The sequence below is a fragment of the Parviterribacter multiflagellatus genome (assembly GCF_056863265.1).
Genome location: NZ_JBXPIZ010000014.1, coordinates 37,200 through 62,229 on the forward strand (window position 1 = coordinate 37,200; position 25,030 = coordinate 62,229).

Annotated in this window: 25 protein-coding genes; 7 read left to right on the forward strand and 18 right to left on the reverse strand. The window is 72.3% G+C overall.

Features of this window, described 5'->3' with window-relative positions:
• Positions 1 to 5: 5 nt before the first annotated feature.
• The 9 genes from AC1UE5_RS26390 to AC1UE5_RS26430 form a co-directional block, all read right to left on the reverse strand.
• A complete protein-coding gene (locus AC1UE5_RS26390) occupies positions 6 to 560 on the reverse strand; it encodes a CDP-archaeol synthase (RefSeq protein ID WP_482928928.1) in 555 nt (184 codons plus the stop codon).
• 407 nt (positions 561 to 967) lie between these two features.
• Positions 968 to 1,171: a cold-shock protein gene (locus AC1UE5_RS26395; protein ID WP_482928929.1), complete on the reverse strand. Its 204-nt coding sequence runs from the start codon at positions 1,169 to 1,171 to the stop codon at positions 968 to 970.
• 153 nt (positions 1,172 to 1,324) lie between these two features.
• Positions 1,325 to 1,507, reverse strand: a complete 183-nt coding sequence (locus AC1UE5_RS26400) for a hypothetical protein (RefSeq protein ID WP_482928930.1) — start codon at positions 1,505 to 1,507, stop codon at positions 1,325 to 1,327.
• Positions 1,508 to 1,618: 111 nt separating this feature from the next.
• Positions 1,619 to 3,172: a cupredoxin domain-containing protein gene (locus tag AC1UE5_RS26405; protein ID WP_482928931.1), complete on the reverse strand. Its 1,554-nt coding sequence runs from the start codon at positions 3,170 to 3,172 to the stop codon at positions 1,619 to 1,621.
• A 24-nt stretch (positions 3,173 to 3,196) separates the two neighbouring features.
• Positions 3,197 to 3,511: a hypothetical protein gene (locus AC1UE5_RS26410; protein ID WP_482928932.1), complete on the reverse strand. Its 315-nt coding sequence runs from the start codon at positions 3,509 to 3,511 to the stop codon at positions 3,197 to 3,199.
• 10 nt (positions 3,512 to 3,521) lie between these two features.
• Positions 3,522 to 3,878, reverse strand: a complete 357-nt coding sequence (locus AC1UE5_RS26415; protein WP_482928933.1) for a response regulator — start codon at positions 3,876 to 3,878, stop codon at positions 3,522 to 3,524.
• Positions 3,879 to 3,966: 88 nt separating this feature from the next.
• On the reverse strand, positions 3,967 to 4,320 hold the full coding sequence (locus tag AC1UE5_RS26420; protein WP_482928934.1) for a cupredoxin domain-containing protein: 354 nt from the start codon (positions 4,318 to 4,320) through the stop codon (positions 3,967 to 3,969).
• Between the two features lie 4 nt (positions 4,321 to 4,324).
• Positions 4,325 to 5,674 (reverse strand): right-handed parallel beta-helix repeat-containing protein, encoded by a 1,350-nt coding sequence (locus AC1UE5_RS26425; protein WP_482928935.1) that lies wholly within the window; start codon positions 5,672 to 5,674, stop codon positions 4,325 to 4,327.
• Positions 5,675 to 5,700: 26 nt separating this feature from the next.
• Positions 5,701 to 6,786, reverse strand: a complete 1,086-nt coding sequence (locus AC1UE5_RS26430; protein ID WP_482928936.1) for a multicopper oxidase domain-containing protein — start codon at positions 6,784 to 6,786, stop codon at positions 5,701 to 5,703.
• A 68-nt stretch (positions 6,787 to 6,854) separates the two neighbouring features.
• On the opposite strand from AC1UE5_RS26430, the gene AC1UE5_RS26435 reads away from it, so the two are divergent.
• Positions 6,855 to 7,475 (forward strand): TetR/AcrR family transcriptional regulator, encoded by a 621-nt coding sequence (locus AC1UE5_RS26435; RefSeq protein WP_482928937.1) that lies wholly within the window; start codon positions 6,855 to 6,857, stop codon positions 7,473 to 7,475.
• A gap of 6 nt (positions 7,476 to 7,481) precedes the next feature.
• On the opposite strand, the gene AC1UE5_RS26440 is transcribed toward AC1UE5_RS26435, so the two are convergent.
• The 4 genes from AC1UE5_RS26440 to cysS all read right to left on the reverse strand — a co-directional run bounded on the left by AC1UE5_RS26440 (position 7,482) and on the right by cysS (position 11,041).
• Positions 7,482 to 7,844, reverse strand: coding sequence for a hypothetical protein (locus AC1UE5_RS26440; protein ID WP_482928938.1), 363 nt, complete (start codon positions 7,842 to 7,844; stop codon positions 7,482 to 7,484).
• Between the two features lie 35 nt (positions 7,845 to 7,879).
• Positions 7,880 to 8,527 (reverse strand): RNA polymerase sporulation sigma factor SigH, encoded by a 648-nt coding sequence (gene sigH, locus AC1UE5_RS26445; RefSeq protein WP_482928939.1) that lies wholly within the window; start codon positions 8,525 to 8,527, stop codon positions 7,880 to 7,882.
• 166 nt (positions 8,528 to 8,693) lie between these two features.
• Positions 8,694 to 9,683, reverse strand: coding sequence for a 23S rRNA (guanosine(2251)-2'-O)-methyltransferase RlmB (gene rlmB, locus AC1UE5_RS26450; RefSeq protein ID WP_482928940.1), 990 nt, complete (start codon positions 9,681 to 9,683; stop codon positions 8,694 to 8,696).
• Positions 9,680 to 11,041, reverse strand: a complete 1,362-nt coding sequence (gene cysS / locus AC1UE5_RS26455; protein WP_482928941.1) for a cysteine--tRNA ligase — start codon at positions 11,039 to 11,041, stop codon at positions 9,680 to 9,682. Before cysS ends, rlmB begins: the two co-directional genes overlap by 4 nt.
• Positions 11,042 to 11,103: 62 nt before the next feature.
• Between cysS and AC1UE5_RS26460 the strand changes: the two genes are divergently transcribed.
• The 5 genes from AC1UE5_RS26460 (at position 11,104) to AC1UE5_RS26480 (ending at position 16,057) form a co-directional block, all read left to right on the forward strand.
• Complete coding sequence (locus tag AC1UE5_RS26460; RefSeq protein WP_482928942.1) at positions 11,104 to 12,369, forward strand: alpha/beta fold hydrolase; 1,266 nt, start codon at positions 11,104 to 11,106, stop codon at positions 12,367 to 12,369.
• 31 nt (positions 12,370 to 12,400) lie between these two features.
• Complete coding sequence (locus AC1UE5_RS26465; protein WP_482928943.1) at positions 12,401 to 13,399, forward strand: lysophospholipid acyltransferase family protein; 999 nt, start codon at positions 12,401 to 12,403, stop codon at positions 13,397 to 13,399.
• A complete protein-coding gene (locus AC1UE5_RS26470) occupies positions 13,396 to 13,890 on the forward strand; it encodes an SRPBCC family protein (protein ID WP_482928944.1) in 495 nt (164 codons plus the stop codon). The genes AC1UE5_RS26465 and AC1UE5_RS26470 overlap by 4 nt, the downstream gene beginning before the upstream one ends.
• Positions 13,891 to 13,955: 65 nt before the next feature.
• A complete protein-coding gene (locus AC1UE5_RS26475) occupies positions 13,956 to 14,627 on the forward strand; it encodes a response regulator transcription factor (protein ID WP_482928945.1) in 672 nt (223 codons plus the stop codon).
• Between the two features lie 5 nt (positions 14,628 to 14,632).
• Positions 14,633 to 16,057 carry a sensor histidine kinase gene (locus AC1UE5_RS26480; protein WP_482928946.1) on the forward strand — a complete coding sequence of 475 codons (1,425 nt, stop codon included), beginning with the start codon at positions 14,633 to 14,635 and terminating at the stop codon, positions 16,055 to 16,057.
• On the opposite strand, the gene AC1UE5_RS26485 is transcribed toward AC1UE5_RS26480, so the two are convergent.
• Positions 16,054 to 16,671 carry a TetR/AcrR family transcriptional regulator gene (locus tag AC1UE5_RS26485; RefSeq protein WP_482928947.1) on the reverse strand — a complete coding sequence of 206 codons (618 nt, stop codon included), beginning with the start codon at positions 16,669 to 16,671 and terminating at the stop codon, positions 16,054 to 16,056. The two genes, AC1UE5_RS26480 and AC1UE5_RS26485, sit on opposite strands and share 4 nt — an antisense overlap.
• 82 nt (positions 16,672 to 16,753) lie before the next feature.
• Here AC1UE5_RS26485 and AC1UE5_RS26490 point away from each other — a divergent pair, with 82 nt between their 5' ends.
• Positions 16,754 to 18,214 carry an MDR family MFS transporter gene (locus tag AC1UE5_RS26490; protein ID WP_482928948.1) on the forward strand — a complete coding sequence of 487 codons (1,461 nt, stop codon included), beginning with the start codon at positions 16,754 to 16,756 and terminating at the stop codon, positions 18,212 to 18,214.
• A gap of 7 nt (positions 18,215 to 18,221) precedes the next feature.
• On the opposite strand, the gene AC1UE5_RS26495 is transcribed toward AC1UE5_RS26490, so the two are convergent.
• The 4 genes from AC1UE5_RS26495 to AC1UE5_RS26510 all read right to left on the reverse strand — a co-directional run bounded on the left by AC1UE5_RS26495 (position 18,222) and on the right by AC1UE5_RS26510 (position 24,982).
• The gene (locus tag AC1UE5_RS26495) at positions 18,222 to 20,126 is read right to left on the reverse strand and encodes a hypothetical protein (protein WP_482928949.1); all 1,905 of its coding nucleotides are present in this window, start codon (positions 20,124 to 20,126) and stop codon (positions 18,222 to 18,224) included.
• A gap of 177 nt (positions 20,127 to 20,303) precedes the next feature.
• Entirely contained in the window at positions 20,304 to 21,833 is a 1,530-nt protein-coding gene (locus tag AC1UE5_RS26500; protein WP_482928950.1) for an NAD(P)/FAD-dependent oxidoreductase, read from the reverse strand.
• Between the two features lie 156 nt (positions 21,834 to 21,989).
• Positions 21,990 to 23,576, reverse strand: coding sequence for a glycosyltransferase family 39 protein (locus AC1UE5_RS26505; protein WP_482928951.1), 1,587 nt, complete (start codon positions 23,574 to 23,576; stop codon positions 21,990 to 21,992).
• Entirely contained in the window at positions 23,573 to 24,982 is a 1,410-nt protein-coding gene (locus tag AC1UE5_RS26510) for a glycosyltransferase family protein (RefSeq protein ID WP_482928952.1), read from the reverse strand. Before AC1UE5_RS26510 ends, AC1UE5_RS26505 begins: the two co-directional genes overlap by 4 nt.
• Positions 24,983 to 25,030 lie beyond the last annotated feature (48 nt).

The following is a 25,030-nucleotide window of genomic DNA, read 5'->3' on the forward strand; positions in this document are numbered from 1 at the left end:
GCAAGTCACACCAGCGACTTGCGGGCGCCGATCGCGTAGCCGATGACGTTCGTCACCAGGTGCACGGCGGTCGCGACGGCGACGATCTCGACCGCGTCGCGCACGCGCCACTTCCACACCGGCCGCAGGAGCGCGAGCGACGTGAACGTGAAGTCGGCCTGGTCGATCAGCGTGATCGCGATCCCGGCCGCGTCGCGCCGCTGCTCCCCCGGCGGGATGTCGAGCTGGCGCTTGAGGAACGAGTTGGGCAGCTCCCCCGCGAAGACGCCGAGGCCGAGCAGGGAGCCGACGAGCAGCGGGTTCGAACCCGCGACCTCCGCGGGCAGGCGCCGGCGGTAGGCCTCCGACCGCGACAGCGCGACGGACGCGACCGCGGGCCCGGCGGTCATGAAGATCGCACCGCGGAGGGTCTTGTTGGCGCCGAAGAGACGCCGGCCGCGCAACGTGCGGCCGCCGTCGACCGGCACGGCGGCCAGCTTCGGGAAGAGGTCCCACTTGAGGACGGGGGCGTGCGCGAGCGGCGCGCCGAGGACGGGGAGAAGCACCCACTTGGCGGACATCGCCGCGCCAAGCTAGCGGGTGCGCTCTCAGTGGTGGGCCTGGAGGGCGCCGCCGCAGTGCGGGCACGACTCACGGTCGCGCACGCGGTCGACGGCCCACAGTCGCAGGCAGAGACGGCAGATCTTGGTCACGAGCCAACTCATCGGTCGTGACGGCGATCACTTGAGGATGCCGGTGCCCGCCCGGCCGGCGCGCGGGTCGCGCGCCAGGCCGGTCGGTGCAATGCCCTAGTCGTGCGAGACGAGGGCGCCGCCGCAGTGGGGGCAGGAGGTGCGGTGATGCACGCGCTCCGTGTCCCACAGCCGCAGGCAGCTACGGCAGATCATGCGCAGCATGTGCCGCTCCTTACATAGGAGCAGTGTCCGCGCGGCCCGCGCAGTCGTGCGGGCCGGATGGCTCTAGTTGCTTAGAGCGTGGTGACGTTGACGGCCTTCGGGCCCTTGTCGCCGGACTCGGCGTCGAAGGAGACCTTCGCGCCCTCGGCGAGGGTCTTGAACCCCGGGGCGTTGATGCCCGTGTGGTGGACGAAGAGGTCCTTGCCGCCCTCGTCCGGGGTGATGAAGCCGAAGCCCTTGTCGTCGTTGAACCACTTGACGGTTCCGGTTGCCATGAGGCTCTCTCCTCGTGTGTGTGCTGCGACTCCGGAGATGCTCTACGGCACGACTGCGGGCGCTGAACACTGCTTGTTGCCGGGTTCTACACCCGACCTGACGACAAGAAGACTACCGTGCGGTCAAGCGGAGAGTCCAGGGCTGTTCACGCCCTAGTCACCGGACTTCTCGCTCGCGTCGCCTGGCGAGTCCTTCCGCGCGGCCTCGCGGCGCTCCGCGGCCTCCTGCTTCAGCTTCGCCTGGATGTCGTCGAACTCGGCCGATCGCTCGGCCGGGCTCTTCCCCTGCTTGCGCCCGAACAGGCGGCCAGGCGGGGACTTTCGCTGTCCCTCCATCGGGACTCCTCACTGGCCTCCACGAACGACCGGCGCCGCGCACCCGCGGGAGGCCACGGACGGACCGCACGGCGGCGTACCCCCCACGGTACTCCGTCCGCCAGACGGGCCCTACCGGTCGCGCCGCTTGGCCGACCGCTTGGCCGCGCGCTTGGAGCTCTTGCCCTCGACCCGGAACGCGCCGCGCATGAACGGGTGGATGCGGCAGAAGAACGTGTACGTCCCGGCCTTCAGGTCCTTCGGCGTCCGCCACGTGTCGCGCTGCGCCGCCGCCGTCATGAAGGGCGGCCCGAACCCGAGCTCCCCCGAGTCGAAGTCGACCGGCCCGTCCGCGAGCGGGTACGCGATGCCCGTCGTCCGGTTGCACGGCGCCTTGCACGCGGTGATCGTGTGGTACAGCTCGCGGCCACCGTCGGAGTCGTCGTTGCGGAACTTGATCTGCTGCCCCGGCCGCACGACCGGCGGTCGCCCCGCCGCGCCCGACATCGACAGGTCGCCGCGGGCGTAGACGAAGTCCTTGATCGGGACGGTGGTCGTCCGCGTGCCGGAGAGGAGCTTGCGCGCGTCCGGCAGCCCGCCGCGCGCGCCGCCGTGGTTGTCGTTCTCCGGCAGGTGCCCGTGCGTGATCGCGCCGCGGTTGTCGACCGGCACGGTGAACGGGTCGACGCCGCCGTGGTCGGTCCCCTCGGCGTACCAGGTGACCATGATCCCCATCGACTCGTACCAGGACGCCCGCTTGGTGTCGTAGGTGGCGCTGATCGCGATCGAGTCGCCCGCCTGCAGCTGCACCTTCCAGCCCGGGTCGGTCGCCGTCATCGCGACGTCCCACGAGACCGCGCCCGCGGGCTCCCAGTACTTGGCCTCGGAACGGAAGACCTCCTTCCGCGCCGCGCCGCGCTCGGCGAACATCGACGTGTAGAGCCCGCCCGGATGCAGGTGGCCGGCGGTGCCGAGCAGCGTGACCGGACGGTCCATCGTCTGCCGGGCCCACGGCCCGACCTTCGCGCGCTCGGCCTTCGTCTTGACGTCGTCGGGGAACGTGTAGGTGCCGTTCTTGCGGCCCCACTCGCGCTTGACGTCGAACACCGGGTACGGCTTGAGCCCCGCGACGTCCATCCACAGCGGCTTGGCCTCGCGGATCGTCGCGGCCGCCGGCGACGTCATCGGCACGAACTCGATGTCGTACGTGATGTACGCCGCGTCCTCGTTCGGGAGGAGGTTGTGGATCATGTGGTTGAGCAGCCACGGATCCGACGGGTCGTAGCGGTACCCGTAGCCGCGCGGGAGCTGGAAGATCGTCTTCTCCTCCCCGGCCGCGAACGTCGGGTAGTTGCGCATGATCCACACGGCGTGGTGGAGGTGGAGCTCGTCGACCGGCGGCACCGTCCCGTTCGCGCGCTCGAGGTTCGGCGTGAAGCGCGTGATGTAGCCCGGCACCGGCGGCTTGAGCCGCGCGTCCTCGACCTCGATCGAGTTCGCGCCCGGGATGATCTTCACCGGCCCGAAGCGGTAGCGCAGGTGCTGCATCCCCTCGTACTGCACGGAGGGGATCGCGCCGGGCATCTTCTCCGTGAGCTGCGCGGAGGCCGGCGGGGCGAGGAGCGCGGCGACGACGGCCAGCGCTGCGGTGTGCGCCAGGAGCGCGAGGGACAGGCGACGGGACAAGGCGCGCCAACCGTACAGCGTCGTTCAGCCGCCGCCTAGGGCTGCCGATCCGCCGTCCCCGTCGAGGAACACGTCCACGCGGACGCCGCCCTGCACGACGGAGAGGCCGCGCTCGTCCTGGCCCGGGACCCAGCCGGCCTCGATGAAGGTCGCGCGCCGCAGCGCGATCGGCATCCGCGGCAGGTCGAGCCGCACCACGCCGCGCTCTGGGCGCTGGAGCACGAGCGGCGCGGCTGTCGGCTCCAGCGAGATCCCCGGCGCGAGGAACGGCACGACGAGGACCTCGCGGCCCTCCCATGCCTCGAGCACCCCGACCGCCTCGTCCCAGTCCATGGTCAAGGTGGCGACGCTACTCGACCTCCTGCAGCACCTTGCGCAGCCGGTCCGCCAGCTCCTCGAGCGGCATGCCCTTCTGCAGGTAGCCGACCGCGCCGGCCCGGAAGGCCGCCGCGCGGTCCCGCGCATCGCTCATGCCGGTGTGCATGACGACGCGCATCCCGGCGTCCTCGGCGAGGCGACGGCACGCCGCGGCGCCCATCTCCCCCTCCCCGAGCCACCAGTCGAGCAGGACGAGGTCGGGCCGGCTCTCGCCGACCCGCTCGTATGCCGCCGAGGCCGAGCTCACCGATTCAACGGCGAAGCCTTCGGCCTCGAGGCCGTGTGTGAGCGCCATGCGCAGGTCGTCGTCGTCCTCGACGACCAGCACGTACGCCCGCCCCTCTCCGGCGAGTCTCGCGCGCGAGTTCCCCATGTTCCGTGGCACTAGTGTGCTGGAACGTCGGGAGCGGCGCGTTCTAGCGCTTCTTCTTCACCGTGATCGTCATCTTCATCTCCTCGTGGAGCGTGCAGACGATCTCGTACTTCCCCGGCTTGGTCAGCGTCCTCTTGTACTGGAATCCGGAGGATCCAGGCTCCGACTGGAACTTCTTGACGCCCTTGGGCGCCTTGTCGAGCTTGACGTCGTGGACGTCCCCGCCGGACTCCGGCCAGGTCCACACCATCGAGGTGCCGGGCTTCACGGTCACGTTCGCCGGCAGGTAGAAGTTGTCCTCGACCTTGATCGTCTTCTTGGTGCCGGCCGAGGCCGGCGCCGCCGCGAGGGCGACGCCGGCCAGCGCCAGCACGATCATGGGCTTCCGGGCGGCCATGTCCCTACTTGGAGAGCGTCGTCGGGCCGTACTTCTTGCCCTCGGCGTAGTCGACCAGCGGCTCGATGCCCGGCTGGGCCTGGTGCGCCTGCTGGACCCAGTTCTCGCGGTACTTGACCGAGCCGTCCTGCTGCGGGACCGCCCACGCGAGCATCGCGGTGATCGGGTCGCCGTTCTCGACGTTCTTCGCGCCGAACGGGCACGCCGGGAAGACGTCCGGCGCGGCCGGCAGCGTCACCTCGACGCCGACGTTGTTGCCGAAGCAGTTGCCGGTGCCCGAGCCGTTGTAGACCAGGTCGCGGCCGTTCTTGTCGGCGCCGCCCTTGTTGAAGGTGTTGCCGGAGACGGTGTTGCGGTCCAGCGGCTGGTCGGCCGGGTTCTTGAGGAACAGGTTCGGGATCGCGGCGAAGCCGGCGAGCCAGTTGCCGTAGATGCGGTTGTCCTCGAACCGGTTGTCGCGGCCGCTGAGCAGGATCGCCCCGACGCCGGGCGGGTAGACGAAGTCCTCGGCCTTGTTCGGCTTGAACGGCGCCTTCTTGTAGACGTCGAAGTTGTTCCAGTAGATGTCGTTGTCGCGGAACACGTTCTGCTCGTCCGGCGGGAACTTCTCGGCGTCGAGCGAGTTCGGCGCGATGCCGACCGCGTTGTTGAAGAACTTCGAGCGCGTGATCGTCACGTAGCGCGAGTTCGTGCCCGTGTAGCCGATGACCGAGCCCCAGCCGACCACGTTGCGGATGATCGTCTGGATCGGCTTGGTCTGCTCGGGCGTCTGGCCGACGTAGTACGAGCCGTCCGCGGCGTAGTACGAGATCGAGTTGGTCATCGAGCCGCCCTTGGCGTTGAACGCGTAGAGGCCGTATGTGCCCGGGAGCTCGGCGATCAGGCGGTCCATCGCGTAGCCGGTGACGTTGACGGCGAAGAAGCCGTTCGCCTTGTACCGGCGGGCCTTGATGCCGCGCATCGTCACGGCGTCCGCGCCGTTGACGGTGATGCCGTTCTGCTTCTTGCCCGAGCCCTCGAGGACGACCTTGTGCGGCTCGGAGACGCTGCCGATGAGCTTGAGGTAGCGGTGCTTGGCGCCCGAGACCGTGACCGACTCGCGGTACGTGCCGTTGGCGATCTTGACCGTGTCGCCCGGGCCGGCGGCGTTCACCGCGGCCTGGATCGTCTTGTACTTGGCGTTCTTGCCGACCTTGAGGGTCTTGAACGGCCCCTTCGGCTTCTTCTGCACGCTGCCCGGGTTGGTGGGCGGCGGGTAGCTCTGCTGCTGGGCCTGGGCGACGCCGGCCAGGGTGGGCACCGCGAGCGCCAGCGCGGTGGCGCCGGCGACGACGGTGAGACGGCGGTGGTGCAACTCTCTCTCCCCTTGCTTCTCTCGTCTTAGGCCGTGACGTCGTACCAGCCGGTCATCCCCGCGTCCTGGTGCGTGAAGACGTGGCAGTGGTAGAGCCAGCGGCCCGGGTTATCCTCGACGAACCGCGCGGTGATCGTCTCGTTCGGCCCGACGGCGGGCGTGTCGACGAAGGTGCCGGTCGCGTCCTTCCAGCGGTGTCCGTGGATGTGGAAGTCGTGGAACTCGTTGTCCATCCCGATCACGTGCAGCGCGACGTCCTGGCCGACCTTCGCCTGGATCGTCGGCGCGTTGCCCGCGAACGCGCGCCCGTTGATGCACTGGAACGAGCGCTTGAGCCCGGTGACGGGCGGCTGGAGCACGTGCAGGAACAGCAGGCGCTCGAGATCCGGGATCTTCGCGCCCTTCGGGTAGATGATCAGGCCCCCGAACAGGCCGCGGAAGGTGTTGAGCGTGTGGTTCGGGCCGTGGTCGTGGTACGGCCACACGCCGGCCGAGTCGGGCGTGCACTCCCACCGGTACGTGAAGCTCTCCCCCGGGCCGACGAACCCGCCCGCGCGAGTGAAGTCGCCCATGTACGCGCCGTCGTAGTCCGGGTTGTACTTGACGCCGTGCGGGTGCATCGTCACGGCCTGCTCGAGCTTCTTGTCCGCGTTGCGGAAGTGGACGACGAGCAGGTCGCCGACCTCGGCGCGCAGCACCGGCCCCGGGATGCGCGGCGGCGCCTTCGGGGCGGCCCAGCCGGTCGTCATCTCCTGGTAGACGAAGGCGCGGAACTTCGTCGGCCCCGGGACCGTCTTGTCGTGCCACTCGTCGCGGCGCTTGGGGACGATGTCCCACTCGGTCGTCACCGCCTGGATCCAGTACTCGCGGACCTGCCCGCCGGGCGCGGGCGTCGGCGTCGGGAACTGCTGCGTCGCCGAGGCGGGGACCGTGCCCGCCTGCGCCGCGCTCGCCGTCAGGCTCTTCGGCCGCTTGACCAGCCGTGCGGCCGCATCGGCCTTCTCCGCGTCGCCGGGCTTCGAGAGCACGATCTCCTTGCCGCCGATCGTGCACAGGAACGCCGCTCCCGCGCCGATCCCCAAGAACCCACGACGATCCACTCGTCCGTTCACGGGTCGGAAACCTACTCGCGAAGTTGGACGTTTGTCCAGCCTTTAGCTCCGGGGTTAGGATCGCCGCCATGCCCGAGCGGACCCTCCGTGCCCGCGGCCGCGCCCGCCGCGAGGCGCTCCTGCGGGCCGCGCTCGACGTGATCGGCGAGCGGGGCATCGGCGGCGCGACGCACCGCGCGGTCGCCGCGGCGGCCGAGGTGCCGGTCGCCACGACCACGTACTACTTCGGCTCGATCGACGAGCTGCTGGAGGCGGCGCTGGAGCTGTTCGTCGAGGACGAGGTCGGGCGCCTGCAGGCCGTCGGCGCGCAGGTGACCGAGCTGGAGGGCACGCCGGACGAGGTCCTGCACGCGGTGGCCGCCGAGCTGGCCAACAACAAGGGCAACTCGGTCGCGCAGTTCGAGCTGTACCTCGAGGTGTCGCGCCGGCCGGCGCTGCAGCCGGTCGTCACGCGCGCGCTGACCGCGTACCGGAAGGTGGCCGAGGGGCTGCTGACCCACGTCGGCCACCCCGAGCCCGAGCGGCTGGCGCCCTACGTCGTCTCGCTCGTGGACGGTATGGGCGTCCACCAGATCGCGCTCCCCCCGGAGGACCGGGAGGCGCAGATCGTGGAGGGGCTGCGCGCGCTGCTCAGCCCGTGGCTGGACGAGGCGCGCGAGGTGCACGCGCGCGCGTCCGAAGCGTCGTAGCGCGGCTCAGCGCGCGAGGAACCACTCGCCGTCGCGGCGGCCCAGCACGAGCCGCTCGCCGTCGGCGTCGAAGACCGCCTCGTCCTCGTCGGTGCCCGGCCTGTCGACGACCTGGACGAGCATGAGCCGCTCGGGGGCGCGGCCCTGATGGCGCTCGGCGTAGGCGGCCTGGGCGGCCGCCTCCAGGTTCGTCCGCTCCCACCCCTTGTCCTCGGCGTGCGCCCGGGCGAGGTGCTGGTCCGCGAGCTGGGCGCGCTCGCGCAGCTGCGCATCCTCGGCGGCGTTGCGCCGGCCCTGGGCCACGTAGCCGCCGATCGCCAGCACGGCGACGAGCAGCACGACGACCACGATGACGATCGTGAGAACCATCGCGATGGGAGCCTAGAGGGTGGTCGCGTCCGGGCTCACGCCGGGATCGCGCGGCCCTTCAGGTGGACGCCGACCTTGCGCTTGACGCGCTGGAGGGCGTTGTCGACCGTCTTGGTGTCGCAGCCGATGCGACCACCGATCTCCTCGTACGAGCGGCCGTCGAGGTAGAGCGCGAGCACGCGCGACTCGAGCTCGCTGAGGGCCGTCGAGAGGCACGCGACGAGCGCGTTGAGCTCCTCGGTCGAGATGACCTGGTTGACCGGGTCGTGGACCGTCGGGCCCGGGATGACCTCGTCGAGCGTCGGCTCGCCCTCCGGCGCGGACGCAGGAGAGGAGGAGAAGCTGACGTACTGGTTCAGCGGCGTGTGCTTGTTGCGGGTCGCCGTCTTCACCGCCGTGATGATCTGGCGGGTGATGCAGAGCTCGGCGAAGTTGCGGAAGCTCGACTCGCGGTCCCAGCGGTAGTCGCGCACGGCCTTGTAGAGGCCGACGAGCCCCTCCTGGATGAGGTCGTCGGCGTCACCGCCGGCGAGGAAGTACGACGAGGCCTTGAGCCGGACGAAGCCGTAGTACCGGCGCACGAGCCGGTCGTATGCAGCCGCGTTGCCCTGCTTGGCCAGCGCGATCAGGTATCCATCGTCTACCTGAAGCTGACCTTGAGGGTTTGCGGAGAGTCGTGCCATGAGCTGTGGTCCTTTCCTGCCCCGTTTCCGGGCAGAACCGAGTGCTCAGTGGCGCGCTCCTCCCCTGGCGCCTACTGATGGGTGGGTACGTATACGAAGTTCGTGACGTCAGCCTCGACTCGAGGTTGACGTCTGCGCAAGTTCTAGCGGGTTCTCACGAGTTTCGTCAACTCGTCCGGTTGCGGATCGCCTCGTACAGCAGCACGGCTGCCGTGGCACTCACGTTCAGCGACTCGATCCTGCCGTTGAGCGGGAGGGACACGAGCTGGTCGCACTTTGCACGAACCCTCGGACGGATCCCCTTGCCTTCGGCCCCCAGCACGAGGATCGTGGGCCCGGAGAGCTCGACCTGGGTGTACGAGACGGGACTCGAGCCGTCGGCGCCGTACACCCAGAACCCTGCCTCCTTGGCCTCGCCGAGGAAGTCCGCAAGATTCCGTGCACGCGCGATCGGGAGGTGCTCGACCGCGCCGGCCGACGCCTTCGCGGCCGCCGCGGTGACCTCGGCCGAGCGGCGCTCGAGGATGACGAGGCCGGTCGCGCCGGCCGCCTCCGCGCTGCGCGCGATCGCCCCCAGGTTCTGCGGGTCCTGCACCTCGTCGAGCGCGACGATCAGCGCGTCGGGCGTGGCGAGCAGCTCGTCGGGCTCGACGTACGGGTAGGGGCCGACCTGAGCGACGATGCCCTGGTGCGCGTCCGTGCCCGCGCGCTCGGTCAGCTCGTCGCCGTCGAGGAGCTTCACCGACACGCCGCTGAGCCACGACTCGCCCGAGGCCGCAGGGGTCGCCCACACGCGCTTGACCTCGCGCCGGCCGGCGCGCAGCGCCTCGTGGACGGGGTTGCGGCCGTAGAGGACGTCGCGCCGGGGCTCGTCGTCGCCGCGCGCCGAGGGCGCGCGGTGGGGCGTGCCGCCGCGAGCGGGGCCGGAGGGCCCCCCGCCACGCGAAGGGCCGCCGGGGCCGCGTCCCGCGCCGCCGCCGCGGCCGGGGCCGCCGCCCTCGCCGCCGCGGGCGGGCTTGGGCGTGTGCTTCTTGCCGGCGCCGAACGACTTGCCGCGCCCGCCGCCGGGCGTGGGGCGCCGCGAGCCGTCGCCGCCGCGCCCGGGCTTGCCGCCGCCGGCTCCCCCGCGGCCCTTGCCGCCGCCCTGCGGGCTCACGGCTCGACCGGGACGAGCTCGGCCCCGCCGGCGCCGTCGCGCACCTGCCAGCCGCGCGCGGACAGCTCGTCGCGCAGGCGGTCGGCCTCGGCGAAGTCCCTCGCGGCGCGGGCGGCCTGGCGCTGCTCGAGGAGCGCGAGGTCGTCGGCGCCCGGCTCGCGGCCGCGCTCCAGCAGGTTCTCCAGCCCGAGGACGCCGAGCATCTCGCGCAGGTGCGCGTCGCCGACCTCCTCGCCCGCGTCCGCGCGGCGGTTCGCCTCGCGCGCCCACTCCGCGAGCGCGGCGAGCGCGCCCGGCGTGTTGAAGTCGTCGCGCAGCGCGGCGAAGAACGCGTCGCGGGTCGCGTCCAGCTCGGCCGGCGATCGGCCGGCGGCGAGGCGACGGGCGAGGTCCCGCAGCGCCTGCACGCGCGCGCGGGTGGCGCTCAGCGCGTCGTCGGTGTACTGGATCGGCTGCCGGTAGTGGGCGGTCGAGAAGAAGAGGACGAGCGTGTCGCGGCCCCAGCGCTCGACGGCGTCGGCGAGCAGCTCGATGTTCCCCACCGACTTGGCCATCTTCTCGCCGCCGAGCTGGAGCATCCCGTTGTGCATCCAGATGCGGACGAGCTCGGCGCCGCGGCCGCAGCGGGTCTGCGCCGCCTCGTTCTCGTGGTGCGGGAAGACGAGGTCGCTGCCGCCGCCGTGGATGTCGAACCCGACGCCCAGCAGCTCCTCGGCCATCGCCGAGCACTCGATGTGCCAACCCGGCCGGCCGCGGCCCCACGGCGAGTCCCACGCCGTGTCCTCGCCCTCCTTCTCGCCCTTCCAGAGCGCGAAGTCGAGCGGGTCCTCCTTGAGGTGGAGGCCTTCGCCGCCCTCGCCCTGGTCCATCTGCTCGACGTCGCGGTGCGAGAGCTTGCCGTAGTCGGGGTCGCTGCGGACGCGGAAGTAGACGTCGCCCTGGGCCTCGTACGCGTGACCCTTCTCGACCAGCGCGGCGATCAGGTCGACGATCGGCCCGATGGTCTCGGTCGCGAGCGGCTCGTGGTCGGGCCGCCCGAGCCCGAGCAGGTCGGTGTCCGCGCGGTAGTGGCCGGTCATCTCGACCGCCAGCTCCGTCGACGGGACCCCGCGCTGCACCGCGGCGGCGTAGATCTTGTCGTTGACGTCGGTGACGTTGATGACGAGCGTCGCCTCGTAGCCCTCGTGCTGGAGGAACCGCTTCAGCAGGCTGAAGACGACGAACGGGCGCGCGTTGCCGATGTGGATGCGGTTGTAGACCGTCGGACCGCAGGCGTAGATCCCGACCTTCCCGGGGTCGCGGGGCTCGAGCGGGACGACCTGTCCGGTCCGCGTGTCGGTGAGGCGAAGGTCAGGCATCGAGCGGACAGTATCGGCGGCCCTGGTTTTCCGTACGCTCTTGCGGGTAATCTGGGTCAACGGTGTCCGGGTCGCACCACCACAGCCAGGGACGGCTGGGTCTCGTCGATGAGGCCTTCCTTCAGCTGCCGTCGCGCTACCTCGGCGCCGAGCCGGGCTTCGACGCGACCTACCACGTGTGCCTCGGCGACGTGGGCCGCACCTGGGAGATCCGCCTCACCGAGCACGGCGCGCGCGTGCGCCGCGGGGTCACCAAGCGCGCGCCGGACGTCGTCATCGCGACCGACGCCGAGACGTGGCTGCAGCTGCGCCAGGGTGAGCTGTCGGGCCTCGACGCGTTCCAGGCGCGGCGGCTGTCGGCGCGCGGCAACCTCGACCTCGCCGTCGGCTTCGAGGGGCTGTTCCGCCTCCCCGACGGGCGCCCGCCGCTCATGCGCATCCACCAGGTCAAGGTGCGCGGCGCGCGCGTGAGCACGCTGACGATGGGCGAGGGCGACGACGTCCTGCTCATCCACGGGCTCGGCGGCGCGAAGTCCTCGTTCTTCGACGCGGCGGCCAAGCTCAGCCACCGCTACCGCGTCCACGCGCTGGACCTGCCGGGCTTCGGCTCGTCCTCCAAGCCGCTGCAGTACGCGTACACCGCGCGCGAGTTCGCGCAGACGGTCACGTGCGTGATGGACGAGCTGGGGATCGAGCGCGCCCACCTGGTCGGCAACTCGATGGGCGGCCGCGTCTCGATCGAGGTCGGCCTTCGCACGCCCGAGCGCGTCCGCTCGCTGGCGCTGCTGTGCCCCGCCGTCGCGTTCGTCAAGCGCGAGTTCCACCCGGTGGTGCGGCTGCTGCGGCCCGAGCTCGGCCTCCTCCCCCACCGCTTCACGCGCGGGATGGTCGAGGGCCAGTTCTGGTCGCTCTTCTGCGACCCGGACGCGATCGACCCGAGCGTCGCGGACGTCGTCGTCGACGAGTTCCAGCGCATCTACGGCTCGGCCGGCGCGCGGCTGGGGTTCCTCAGCAGCGCCCGCAACATCTACCTCGACCGGCCGTTCGGGCGCGGCGGCTTCTACCCGCGGCTGAGCGAGCTGTCGGCGCCGTCGCTGTTCGTGTGGGCCGACCACGACTCGCTCATCCCCGCCGCGTTCGAGCGCCACGTGCGGCGCTGGCTGCCGCGGGCCGAGCAGGTCGTGCTGGAGGGCTGCGGCCACGTCCCCCAGGTCGAGCGGCCCGAGGAGACGGTCGAGCTGCTGCTCGACTTCTTCGCGCGTGCGGAGGCCGCCGAGGGCCTGCCGATGCACCGGCGCGCGCCGCTGCGCGCCGTGCAGGCCGCCTGACCTGGCGCGTCAGCGGGTAGCGTTGCCGGACATGGCGGGCACGACGACGCGTGCTTCGAGCAACGGGCACGGCGAGGCGGACAAGGCGCGGGCGGCGCTCGACGGCGGCCGCGAGCAGCAGGCCGGCGGCGACGACGGGGGCTCGATCCTCCCCGGATTGGGGCTGCTCGGCGCGGCCGCGGGGCTGGGCGCGGGCGTGGTGCGCGCCGCGGGCCGGCAGGTCGCGCGGCGGGTGCCCAAGGCCGACCTGGACGACCGCGACCCCGACTACATCCGCGAGCAGCTGCCGGGCGTGTGGCTGCTCGCGTCGCTGTACTTCCGCGGCGAGGTGCGGGGCCTGGGCAACGTGCCCGAGGAGGGCCCGGTGCTGCTCGTCGGCAACCACTCGGGCGGCAACCTCACGGTCGACAGCGGCGTCTTCACGCTGGCCTTCTCCACGTACTTCGGAGTCGAGCGGCCGCTGTACACGCTTGCCCACAACCTCGTCGTCTCCTGGCCGGGCCTGAGCTTCCTGCGCAAGTGGGGCGTGCTCCCGGCGTCGCACGAGAGCGCCGAGCGGGCGCTGGAGGCGGGTGCGGCGGTCCTCGTCTACCCGGGCGGCGACCGCGAGGTCCACCGGCCGGTGTGGGAGCGCAACACCGTCGACTTCGGCGGCCGCGACGGGTGGATCCGGCTGGCGCTCGAGTCCGACGTCCCGGTCGTCCCCGTCGTCGCGATCGGCGGGCAGGAGACCTCGCTCTTCCTCTCGCGCGGGGAGACGCTCGCGCGGCTGCTTCAGCTCCACCGGCTCTTCCGCCTGGACGTGCTGCCGATCTCGATCGCGATCCCGTGGGGGCTGAACGTCGGCGACTTCGCCGGGCACGTGCCGCTGCCGGCCAAGATCACCATCGAGACGCTGCCGCCGATCGACCTGCGCGCGGAGTTCGGCGACGACCCGGACGTCGGCGAGGTCTACGACCACGTGCTGCGGCTGATGCAGGAGACGCTCGACGCGCTCGCCGCCGAGCGCCGGCTGCCGGTGCTCGGATGAGGGTCGCGGCGAGGATCCAGGTCAGCGCGCCCGCGTCGGTGGTGTGGGCGTTCGTCGAGGACCCGGCGCGCTCGCTGCACCTGATGAGCGGGATGACGCGCTGGGAGGTCGCCGAGGGCGCACCGGCGACGGGCCTGGGCGCGCGGTACAAGGTGCTGATGCGGGTCGGGTCGGCCGAGGTGGGCGGCGTGATCGAGGTCGTCGAGCACGACCCGCCGTCGGAGTTGGCGTGGACGTCGATCACCGGCGTCGACCAGCGCGGCCGCTGGCGCATCCGCGAGCGCGAGCTCGACCGCACCGACGTCGAGCTGCGCCTGTCGTACGGCGTCGCCGGCGCCGGGCTGCTCGGCTGGGTGGCGGAGCGGGTCGCCGCACCGACGGTCCGCGGGAACGTGCGCCGGACGCTCCAGCAGCTCAAGCGCCAGGTCGAGCACGAGCAGCTCCGGCTGGCCGCCGCGGCCCGCCGCGAGGCGCGCGCGGCCGGCGCTTAACCTGGCTGAAGCGCGGTCACTAGCCTTCCGCGCGCGACATGACGAGCGCGTTGAGGATCCTGGTGGTGGACGACGAGGCGGAGCTGCGGGCGCTGCTCGAGCGGTCGTTCGCGCGCGAGGGCCACGAGGTCGTGGCGGTGGCGGACGGGACGCAGGCGCTCGACCAGGCCGACGCCGACGGGTTCGACATCGTGCTGCTCGACGTCGCGCTCGGCCCAGGGCCGTCCGGCTACGACGTCGCGCGGGAGCTGCGCGCGCGCCGCAACGTGGTGCCGATCATCATGCTCACCGCGCTCGACAGCGAGGCAGACGCCGTGCAGGGGCTGGAGGCGGGCGCGGACGACTACGTCACGAAGCCGTTCGGGCTGGCCGAGCTGCGCTCGCGCATCCGCGCGGTGCTGCGCCGCGCGGGCGGGCGGATCGTCAGCGACGAGAACATCCGCCGGGTCGGTCCCGTGACGCTCGACGTCAAGCGCCGCGAGGTCGTCTGCCGGGAGGAGCCGGTGCGGCTGACGTTCAGCGAGTTCGAGCTCCTCAACTGCCTGCTGTCGTCGCCGGGGCGGCTGTTCAACCGCCAGGAGCTGCTGCGCGCGATCTGGGGCGACAGCGCCTACCGCGATCCACGCGCGATCGACGTCCACATCCGGCACCTGCGCGAGAAGCTCGAGGAGTCGCCGGAGGAGCCGAAGCTCATCGTCACGGTGCGTGGCGCGGGCTACCGCTTCCAGGCAGACTGAGGCCCATGCGCCGGCCGTACGGTCTCCGGCCCCGCCTGCTCGCCGCGCTCGTCTTCACGAGCGCCGCGACCCTGCTCGTCGCCGCGTTCGTCATGCTCGGGCCGCTGCAGGACCGGCTGCGGACGGACACCGCCGAGAACCTGGAGAGCAACGTCGACGCGGCGCTCCCGGACATCGAGCGCGCGGTCGTCGAGAGGCGCGGGCTGTTCGAGGACGGCCTCGCGCTGTACCGGCAGGCCGACGCGCGGGTGATCGTCTGGAGCCCGATCCCGACCAAGCTCTACGACTCGGGCACGGGCACCGCCGCGGTGCCGCGGAGCGTCTGGAGCGCGCTGGTGGAGGAGCGCGGGGAGACCCTCGTCACCGACGACGAGGTCGCGATCACCGCGCCGCTCTTCGACAGCAAGGGCGACCTCGCGGGCGTCCTCGACGTGCGCAAGCCGCTCACCGACGTCGGCGAGACCGTCAGCGGCGTGCGCGACGCGTTCTTCACCGCGGCGCTCGTCGGGCTCGTCGTGGCGCTCGTGCTCGGCACGGCGTTCTCACGGCGGCTGACCCGCCGGCTGGGGCGCCTGCAGCGCGCCGCGCTGCGCATGACCGCCGAGGGCATGGACGCGCCGCCGCCCCGCGACGAGGTGCGCGACGAGGTCGGGGACCTCGCCCGCGCGCTGGCGTCGATGCACGCGTCGCTGCGGCGCCAGGAGGCGGCGCGGCGCGCGTTCGTCTCCACCGCCTCGCACGAGCTGCGGACCCCGCTCACGCTCCTGCAGGGCATGCTCGAGATGCTCGACGAGGACCTCGAGGAGGGCCGCGTCGACCTCGACGACGCGCACGCGCAGATCAGCGGCGCGCAGAAGCAGCTGCGGCGCCTGGAGCACCTCGCGTCCGACCTGCTCGACCTCAGCCGCCTGGACGCCGACGTCGCGCTGCGCTCCGAGCCCGTCGAGCTCGGGGAGGTCGCCCGCGCGGTGGGCGCGGAGTTCGGCATCCGCGCGCACGACCGGGACGTCGAGGTCGACGTCGTGCCGCCGATCGCGCCGTGCTGGGCGCTTGGCGACCCGAGCGCGGTCGCGCAGATCGTGCGCATCCTGCTCGACAACGCGCTGCGCTTCGCGCCCGCCGGCACCGCCGTGACCGTGACCGCCGCCTACCACGGCGAGCGCGCGACGGTCGAGGTGCACGACGACGGGCCGGGCGTCCCGGAGGACGAGCGCGAGCGGATCTTCCAGCGCTTCGAGCGCGGCAGCCAGACCGGCGGCGAGGAGGGCTTCGGCCTCGGCCTGGCGATCGGTCGCGAGCTGGCCGAGCGGCTCGACGGGGTGCTCGCCCTGACCGAACCCGAGCGCGGCGGCGCGACGTTCCGCCTCAGCCTCCCGATCGAGCTGCCGGCGGGGTCGCATCCCCGCCAGCAGCCCGAACCGGTGGCCTAGCCGGCGCGGCGGTCCAGCGCCGCTTCGGCGCCGTCGAGCAGCCACTCCAGCCCGGCGGCGAAGCCGTCGGGCGGCAGCTCCCGGCTCAGCGCCGTGTCCCCCGCCGCGCGCATCGCGATCTCCAGCGCCACCTGCCCGCTCACGTACGTGTCGACCGCGATGAGCAGCCGCAGCTTGTCCTGCTCGGACGCCGCCAGCTCGGCGACCGCGGCGAGCGACTCCTCGCGGTGGCGCTGCGCGTTGGGGCCGAGCGCCGGGATCCGCCCGAGCAGCTCGACGACCCAGGGGTGGCGCAGCGCCGTCGCCCGCGTCGCGTCGGCGATCTGCCGCAGCGCCTGGCGCCAGCCGCCGGCGAGCGCGTCCCCCAGCAGCGACTCGGCCACGACGTGGTCGACCATCAGCTCGACGAGGTCGTCCTTGCGCTCGATGTGGTTGTAGAGGCTCATCGGCCGTGCCTTCAGGTCGGCGGCGACGCGGCGGATCGAGACGGCGTCCAGGCCCTCGGCGTCGGCCACCGCGACGGCGGCCTCGACGATCCCCGCGCGGGTCAGCGTCGAGCGCGGCGCGGGCGCCGTCGCGGCGGCGGACGGGCGGGTCCAGATCGAGCCGGTCACCCCGCCGATGCTAGCGCGGTGGCGATACGCCGTACGTTCAATGCGATACGGCGTATCGGTTCATGCGATACGGTGTATCGCCATGTCCGCCGCCTCGTCCTCACACGCCGCCGCGCAGGCCGCCGGCGACCAGCTCGACCCCGCCCTGCGCCGCCTCGCGATCGTCCTGCTCGTCGGGGCGATGGCCGCGATCCTCGACGCGACGATCGTCTCGGTGGCGATCGACGCGCTCGGGCGCGAGCTCGACGCGTCGCTGTCGACCATCCAGTGGGTCGGGACCGCCTACCTGCTGGCGCTGGCCGTCGCGATCCCGCTCACCGGCTGGAGCGTCGAGCGCTTCGGGGGCCGCCGGATGTGGATGCTGTCGCTGACCGGGTTCCTCGGCGGCTCGCTGCTCTGCGGCCTCGCGTGGGACGCGACGAGCCTCATCGCCTTCCGCGTCGTGCAGGGCCTGGGCGGCGGCATGCTCATGCCCCTCGCGCAGATGCTGCTCGCGCAGGCGGCCGGGCCGCGGCGGATGGCGAAGGCGATGGCGCTGATCGCCGTGCCGGCGCAGCTCGGGCCGATCCTCGGGCCGGTGATCGGCGGCGTGATCGTGGACGGCGCGAGCTGGCGCTGGATCTTCCTCGTCAACGTGCCGGTCTGCCTCGTCGCGCTCGGGTTGGCGGCACGCTGGCTGCCCGCCACGCCGCGCTCGGGGGAGCGCCACCCGCTCGACGTGCTCGGGCTCGCGCTCCTCTCCCCCGGCCTCGCGGCGCTGGTCTACGGCTTCGCGCAGGCGGGCGACACGGGCCAGCTCGGGGGCGCGGGCGTGGTCGTGCCGGTCGTGGCCGGCCTCCTGCTCCTGGCGGCCTTCGCGGCGCACGCGCTGCGCGCCGGCGTCACCCCGATCATCGACCTGCGGCTGCTGCGGGCGCGGTCGTTCGCGGCGTCCGCCGGGCTGATGCTCGTCTCCGGCATCTCGCTCTTCGGCGGCATGTTCGTGCTGCCGCTGTTCGAGCAGATCGCCCGCGGCCACAGCGCGATCGAGGCCGGCCTGCTGCTGGCACCGCAGGGCGCCGGGACGATGGCGGCGCTCGTGCTCGTCTCGCGCCGCGGCGACCGGGTCGCCCCGCGCACGCTCGTGCTGGGCGGGATGGCGCTCGCGACCGCGGCGACGGTGCCGCACGCGCTCGTGAGCGCGGGGACGAGCGAGGTGCTGCTGAGCGTCGCGCTCGTGCTCCGGGGCGCCGGCCTCGGCGCCGCGATCGTGCCGATCATGTCGGCGGCCTACACCGACCTGCCGCAGAGCGCGATCCCGCGCGCGACGACGTCGCTGCGGATCGTCCAGCAGATCGGCGGCTCGCTCGGCACCGCCGTGCTCGCCGTGATCCTCCAGCGCGGGCTCGAGACCGGCGACGCCACCGCCGCCTTTGGGACGACGTTCTGGTGGACGATCGGGCTCACCGCGGTGGCGGTGCTGCCTGCGCTGCTGCTGCCGGGCCGGACGGCCGGCGACCGCCGCGAGCCCGCGCCCGCCGCAGCCGCCGGACCGACCCGGTGACCCGCCGCTACTTCCCGCCCTTCTTCTTCGGCGGGCTGGTGCGCAGCGGCCCCAGCTCGTGCTCGATCTTCTTCGTGCAGGTGCGGTAGCGCCGGGTCTCGCGGACCACGCCGCCGTCGGCGAGCGTCAGCTTGATCGTCACCTTGAAGCGGCCCTTCGGCAGCTCCTTGAGGTTCACGACCGACCGCCGCCGCGCCTCCTTGGACACCGAGACCTTCTTGCCGTTCACCCGCACGTCGGCCTTGACGATCGCGGACTGCTCGCTCTTCTTGCGCCCGGTCCGCAGCCGGATCTTGAACTCGCGCCGCGACTTGCACGTCTTGGACGCGATCGCGACCGGCTTCGGCGTCGTCGCGGCCGGCGGGTTCTGCGACGGCTGCGTCTGGGTGACGGGCGGGGGCGGCGGCGGGGGCGTCGCGGCGTTCAGCCGCTCCACACCGAGCACGAGGCGCGAGTCGAAGTCCGCGACGCGCTCGATGTCGCCGATCTCGTCGTCGTACGCGGTGAACGGCAGCAGCACCTTGCGATCGGTCTGCAGGTCCGGCGTGCCGACGTTCAGGAACACCGGTTCGGTGGCGGCGTTGCCCTCGAAGTAGACGGTCTTGATGCCGTCACCCGCGGCCGGGTCGCCGACGCCGTTGTCGTCCCAGGTGACATCGGGATCGCCGTTGGCGTCGAGGCGCGCGAGCGTCCACTCGTTGCCGGAGAACCCCGGGCCGCGGACCGGCATCGTGTGCGCCGCGGGGCCGCTCACGAGCACGCGCCCCTCCGCCATCGACTTGAGCTGCCAGACGCGGCACCGGTCGGTCGGGTCGTCGAGGCAGGCGTCCCACGGGTCGGGGACCATCGGCCAGGAGAACTGCTCGCCCTCGAAGGCCGCTTCGCCGTCCGTCCCCCACGCGGTGTCGGTCGTGCCGTCGGCGTTCAGCCGCCCGATCGTCCAGCGCCCGCCGATCGCGAGCCGGTCTTCGGTGAACCGGATCGGCTGGTACCAGACGGCGGCGCGGCCGGAGCCGTCCACGCTGATGTCGACCGGGGCGCCATCGAACGGATGGTCGGGCCCCTGGTAGGCGGGGTCGACGTCCAGACCGGTCGTGAGCTTGATGACCTCGCTGTCGACGTCGGAGTCGGCACCGCGCTTGCCGAGCAGCTGCTCGACTCCGAGCACGTACGGCGCGTCGTCGGGCCCGAGGGTCAGGTCCCAGCCGATCGTGAAGCCTGGGAGCGTCGTGGTCTTCCCGTCCAGCGTGCGGCCGACGATGTCGGAGCCGTCGCATTCGTGCCACAGGATCACGGCCTCGCCCGCGGCGTCGATCTCGGCGGCGCGGGCTTCCACGCACATCGACGGGCCGACGAAGGTCTCGGCGCTCGAGCTGCTGCCGTCAGCCGGGAACGTCACGAGCAGGAGGACCGGTCCGTCGAGCGGGACGCCGCGGCGCGCGGGGACCGGCGCCGTGTCGGGCCCCGTCCCCTGCCCGTCGTCCGGGACGATCGCGACCGCCGCGACGATGGTGTTGTCGTCGAGGACCCGGACGTCGAGCAGCCGCGCGTGCTCCGCCTCGAGGTCGTGGAACGCGGCGCCCGTCCCGGACGTCCCGAAGGTCGGGATGAGCGTTCCGGCGGAGGTGCTGCGCGTGACCGCGAGGGTGTACCGATCCTCCTGGCCCTTGCCACGATCGGCGGCGAACGACGTGAGCAGCGAGCCCTGCACGACGGTCCCGTCGGGCGCCTGGTCGGCGTAGGGCGCGCCGGTGGGGTAGCTGATCGCCTCGTGCTCGAAGAACAGCGAGAACGCCGTGCCTCCGGTGCCGAACGACGGGTCGTCCTCCCCGTCGGCGAGCGCGAGTGCGGCGGCGGCCAACAGGCCGGTGAGACAGGCGAGAGCTGCGGCGACGAGCCGCAGGGGCGTCATCCGTGACGTCATCGTGACCTCCAGGTGGGTACGACGTACGCCTACCAGGGTCCAGACCGCTCATGCCAAACAGCACTTTTCCGGTCTGTCCGACGTGGTGCGGGATCGTCCCGGAACGACGACGGGCGCGCCGTGCGGCGCGCCCGTTTCGGTTCAACCAGCCTGGAAGTGGTGCGTCTAGGCCGCTTCGGCCATCGCGCGCTCCTCGGCCTCGGCGGCCGGGGTGAGCGGGACCTTCTTGTACGCGTGCTCGGCGTCCGCGTCGGTCTGCTCCTCGTGGTACGCCGACTCGACGTTGACCGCCCAGATGTCGTGGTCGCCGCCCGCGATGAGGTTGTCCACCGCGCGCATGGCGCTGAGCATCGAGTGATCCGAGTTGTTGTACCGGTGCAGCCCGTTGCGGCCGACCTGGGTGAGGCCCTTGATCGGGTCGAGCCACTCGCGGATCGTCGCGACCTGCTCGGCGTACGACTCGTCGTACATCGGGTACGCGAGCGGGACGCGGACCGCGTAGCCGCGCTTGACGCGGTCGGCGGTGACCAGGCCGAGCTGCTCGAGCTCCTTGGTCGCCAGCGCGACGAGGTCCTCGTCCTTCATGTTCCACAGGTGGTCGCCCTGGAAGCAGAAGTACTCCAGGCCGACGCAGCCGGTGTCCGGATCCGGGACCATCCAGGGGCTCCACGAGCGGAAGTTCTGGATGCGGCCGACCTGCACGCCGGGCTCGTGGATGTAGATCCAGTTGTCCGGGAACGGGTCCTCGCCGTCGATCACCAGCGCGACCGTGAGGAAGTCGCGGTAGCGCAGGGTCTGGCCCGCGGTGCGGACCTTCTCCGGCGCGGCCGGCGACGCCATCTTCACCGTGTCGCGCAGCGGCAGCGACGAGATGACGTCCTTGGGCTCGATGACCTCGTCGGGCGTGTGGACCGAGGTGACGCGGTTCGTGGCCGGGTCGATCTCGATCTTCGTGACCGGCGTGTTGAGCCGGACCTCGCCGCCCATCTCCTCGATGCGGGAGGTCATCTTCTCCCACATCTGACCCGGGCCGTAGCGCGGGTACTGGAACTTGTCGATGAGCGTCTTGATGTTGCCCTTGTTGCCGAAGAAGGCGGCCTTCGCGGCGGAGAAGAAGGACAGGCCCTTGATCCGCTGCGCGGCCCACTCGGCGCGCACCTCGGTCGCGGGGACGCCCCACACCTTCTCGGTGTAGGACTCGAAGAAGTGGCCGTAGAGGCGCTTGCCGAAGCGGTTGGAGACCCACTGCGCGAGGTTGTCCTCGCGGCCCTTCGGCTTGATCGCGGCCCACAGGTAGGAGAACCCGCAGAGCGTCAGCTCGACCGGCCCGAGCTTCTTGATGACGTCGGTGCCCTTGAGCGGGTAGTCGAGGTAGCGGCCGCGCCAGAAGATGCGCGACATGCGAGGACGCATCAGGAACTCGTCGCCCATGATCTCGAGCCAGAGGTCGTTGACCTCCTGGTTCTTGGTGAAGAACCGGTGGCCGCCGAGGTCGAAGCGGTAGCCGTACGGATCGACGACGGTCTTCGCGATGCCGCCGACCTGCTCGTCGGCCTCGAAGACGATCACCCGCTTGCCGGCCTTGGCGAGCAGGTAGCCCGCCGTCAGGCCCGCGGGCCCACCGCCGATGACGACATACGGCTTGGTGTCGGAACCGCCGTCGGTGACGGCAGGGAAGTCCGCGGTCGTTGCCATGGCCTACACCCTTCCCGAGAAGGCTGAGATTTCCAGCCTCTCCTAACGGTTCCTAACAGTCGCTAACGCGCCGGTCGGAAGGTCGTGACGGCTGTCGCGAGCAGCGGCTCGCGCGGGGCGGGACGGGCTCCGTGACGAGGGCTACCCGCGGGCCGGCTACTTGACGCGGTAGACGATCGCGCGGACGCCGCGCGGGAGGCGGTCGTAGCCGAAGACTGGGACGAGGGCCTCGCGGCGCACGCGGGGGTCCTTGTCGAGCGTGCGCTCCCACTGGACCGTGCGGCGGCGAACGAGGGAGGTCCAGGGGGCGCCCCAGCGGGCGGTGCGGAGGATCGGCTGGACGAGCACGATCTCCTGGCCGGGGCGCAACGTGGCGAGGAAGGTGTCGATCGTGGCGGCGGGGGTGGCGGCCTCGAGCTTGTCGAGCGCGTCGGTCCAGTCGAAGACGCGCGGCTCCTCGACCAGGCCGATCGAGTTCGCGTACCGCACGCCCTGCGGTAGGTAGTACTTCACGAGCGGCAAGGTCTCGGGCTGCGTCGACACGACGAGATCACCGGCGGTCACGAGCGTCTGGATGCTCGTCCCCACCGACCGCGCGTTCGACTTCGTCTTGATCTGCGCGGTGCGTGGGTCGAACCAGAACGCGAGCACGAGGATGAACGTGACGAGCCCGAGCCGCCCCGCGTTCGCCAGCCCCACCGCGGCGATCAGGATCAGCGGCCCGATGAACGCGGCCAGGTAGCGGTTGGAGAACGCCGGCGAGATCTGCGACAGGCCCCAGGCGACGAACGCGGCGACGACCGTCATCAGCACGAGCACGGCGACGCGGTGGTCGCGCTCGGTCCGGATCAGCCCCGCGAGCCCGTTGCCCGCCACGAGCAGCAGCGCGATCGCGGGTGTCGCGCCGCCGAGCAGCAGCCCGACCGCCACCAGCAGCGCCTGCAGGTCCGGCTGCTCGGCCCACGGCGCGCCGGTGTGGGCCGCCTGGTAGAGCAGCGTCGGGACCCACGGCAGGTAGAGCACCGCGACGATCCCGTAGCCGATCAGCCCGTCGCGCAGCAACGCCGGTCGCTCCTCCGGCGCCGCCCACTTCCACAGCGCGACACCGGCCACGACCGTCCCGACCCCGAGGAAGATCGCCCAGTTGTGCGTGTAGAGCATGAGCGTCAGCGCGACGCTGAACAGCGGCACGTACCGCCGCTCCCGCGCCACGTAGGCGTGCAGGAACGTCGCCGCGACGAGCAGCCCGAGCAGCGCCGACGCGGTGTACATCCGCGTCTCCTGCGCGTAGTAGGTCAGGAACGGGTTGAGCGCCGCGAGCGCCGCCGCGGCCCAGCCGACCTTCGCCGAGAAGAGCGACCGCCCGGCCCACCACGCGATGGGGACCATCACGAGCGTGAAGACGAGCGACAGCGCGTGGGTCGCCGTCTCGCTCGTGCCGAACAGCTGCATCCAGACGTGGAGCGTCATGTACCAGAGCGGCGGCGAGCCGTCCTGCTTCAGCACGCCCGGGATGTCGAAGAAGCCGAACGAGCCGATCCCGACCGAGATCCCCTCGTCGATCCAGAAGCCCGCGTCGAGGGCGCGCGTGCGCAGCCACAGCGACACGAGCACGAGCCCGGCGACCCCGAGCGCCGCCGCGGTCCGCGGCCGCGCCCGCGCCAGCGCGACGGCCCGCGCCCACGCGGCGCTCAGCCGGCCGGCGCCGACGCGCCCGCCCCCAGGTGCCGCGACGGAGCTCATCGCCGCGGCTCGCAGTCCGCCGTCAGGAGCCAGTGGCCGGCGCGCGCCAGCTCGTGCGGCCGGGCCTTGTCGAGCGCCGGCCCGATCGGGGCGCCCGCGACGAGCCGGACGTGGAAGACCACTGCCGGCGGCACGGGACGCAGGTCGACCTCCGACGTGTGCACGCCCAGCCGCCACGCGACCTGCGGGACGAGGAACGGCCCGGTGAACGCGTGGCCGCACGCGTTCAGCGCGTCCTTGCCGCCGCCGCGCTCGATCAGCGTGCCGAGGTCGTGGTAGAGGTCGGCCTGGTACTCGACGCCGCGGAAGGTCGGCCCGAGCGAGTCCGCGTCGGGCACGACGAACACCGCGCCGAGCGCCGCCGCGGCGACCGTCGCCGCGACGGTGGCGGCAGCGGCCTGCGGCGCGGCGAACGCGCGCGGCGGGACGAGCGCGCGCAGCGCCCACACGACGCCGACCGCGCCGAGCGTGATGAGCAGCGCGACGGGGACGATCAGGTAGCGCGCGTTGCCGCTGAACCCGCGCTGGGTCATGACGGCGACGAGCCCGATCCACGCGATGGCGAGCACGCCGAGCAGCGCGGCGGTCAGCGCGGGCCGGCGCTCGGGGAGCCGCTCGCGCAGCGCCGCGGGCAGCAGCGACGGGCGCAGCGCGAGCGCGGCCAGCACGAGCGCGAGCACGAAACCGACGACCGCCGCGGCAGGCGCCAGCGCGATCGCGTCCTTGGTCACCTCGAGGCCCGGGTTCTCGGCGAACGCGGGGCTGTCGCGGTTCGGCTGCTGCGCGCGGTCGGACGCGCGGAACGCGTTCCCCGAGCCCCACAGCTCCGGCCCCAGCCACAGGATCGGAATCGAGACCAAGCCGGCCGCGAGCCACCTCAGGCGCTCACGATCCTCCCACAGCAAGAAGAGCGCGTAGAGCCCCAGGAACGGCCACACCTCCGGCCGCAGCAGGCCCGCGCCGATCATCATCACGAACGCCCAGCCGCGCCGCCGGTCGAGGTGGAAGAGCACGCCGGCGAACACGAGCGCGACCATCACGCCCTCCGAGTTGCCGAGCGCGTTGTGGCGGATCCACCACGGCATCAGCGCGAGGCCGCCCGCCGCGACGAACCCGGCGGCGTGCCCGGCCATCCGCGCGGCGAGCATCCACGCGAGCGCCACGCTGGCGAACGCCCCCGCCCGCGCGACCGCGAGCCAGATGTACGGGGACGCCTCCCCCAGCGGCGCGGTCACGGTCGTGACCATCACCGGCAGCGGTTTCCAGGACGGGCCGTCGACCGTGTTGAGGTCGAGGTGGAAGATCTCGCGGCCCCAGATGATCCAGGCGAACGGGTCGTACGTCGGCGCGCTCGGGAAGAGCAGGCTCAGGAAGCCGAGCAGGAGGCTGCCGGCGATGAGCGCCACGGGGGTTGACACAGGGAGAGCCACCCCGCGCGCGACGGTGGGCGTGCG

Coding starts and splice junctions, on each gene's coding strand:
- AC1UE5_RS26395 (WP_482928929.1), bottom strand. CDS start 1,171: ATGGCAACCGGAACCGTCAAGTGGTTCAACGACGACAAGGGCTTCGGC.
- AC1UE5_RS26500 (WP_482928950.1), bottom strand. CDS start 21,833: ATGGCAACGACCGCGGACTTCCCTGCCGTCACCGACGGCGGTTCCGAC.
- AC1UE5_RS26465 (WP_482928943.1), top strand. CDS start 12,401: ATGGCGGGCACGACGACGCGTGCTTCGAGCAACGGGCACGGCGAGGCG.
- AC1UE5_RS26470 (WP_482928944.1), top strand. CDS start 13,396: ATGAGGGTCGCGGCGAGGATCCAGGTCAGCGCGCCCGCGTCGGTGGTG.
- AC1UE5_RS26400 (WP_482928930.1), bottom strand. CDS start 1,507: ATGGAGGGACAGCGAAAGTCCCCGCCTGGCCGCCTGTTCGGGCGCAAG.
- AC1UE5_RS26435 (WP_482928937.1), top strand. CDS start 6,855: ATGCCCGAGCGGACCCTCCGTGCCCGCGGCCGCGCCCGCCGCGAGGCG.
- AC1UE5_RS26505 (WP_482928951.1), bottom strand. CDS start 23,576: ATGAGCTCCGTCGCGGCACCTGGGGGCGGGCGCGTCGGCGCCGGCCGG.
- AC1UE5_RS26420 (WP_482928934.1), bottom strand. CDS start 4,320: ATGGCCGCCCGGAAGCCCATGATCGTGCTGGCGCTGGCCGGCGTCGCC.
- sigH (WP_482928939.1), bottom strand. CDS start 8,527: ATGGCACGACTCTCCGCAAACCCTCAAGGTCAGCTTCAGGTAGACGAT.
- AC1UE5_RS26495 (WP_482928949.1), bottom strand. CDS start 20,126: ATGACGCCCCTGCGGCTCGTCGCCGCAGCTCTCGCCTGTCTCACCGGC.
- AC1UE5_RS26480 (WP_482928946.1), top strand. CDS start 14,633: ATGCGCCGGCCGTACGGTCTCCGGCCCCGCCTGCTCGCCGCGCTCGTC.
- cysS (WP_482928941.1), bottom strand. CDS start 11,041: ATGCCTGACCTTCGCCTCACCGACACGCGGACCGGACAGGTCGTCCCG.
- AC1UE5_RS26390 (WP_482928928.1), bottom strand. CDS start 560: ATGTCCGCCAAGTGGGTGCTTCTCCCCGTCCTCGGCGCGCCGCTCGCG.
- AC1UE5_RS26440 (WP_482928938.1), bottom strand. CDS start 7,844: ATGGTTCTCACGATCGTCATCGTGGTCGTCGTGCTGCTCGTCGCCGTG.
- AC1UE5_RS26490 (WP_482928948.1), top strand. CDS start 16,754: ATGTCCGCCGCCTCGTCCTCACACGCCGCCGCGCAGGCCGCCGGCGAC.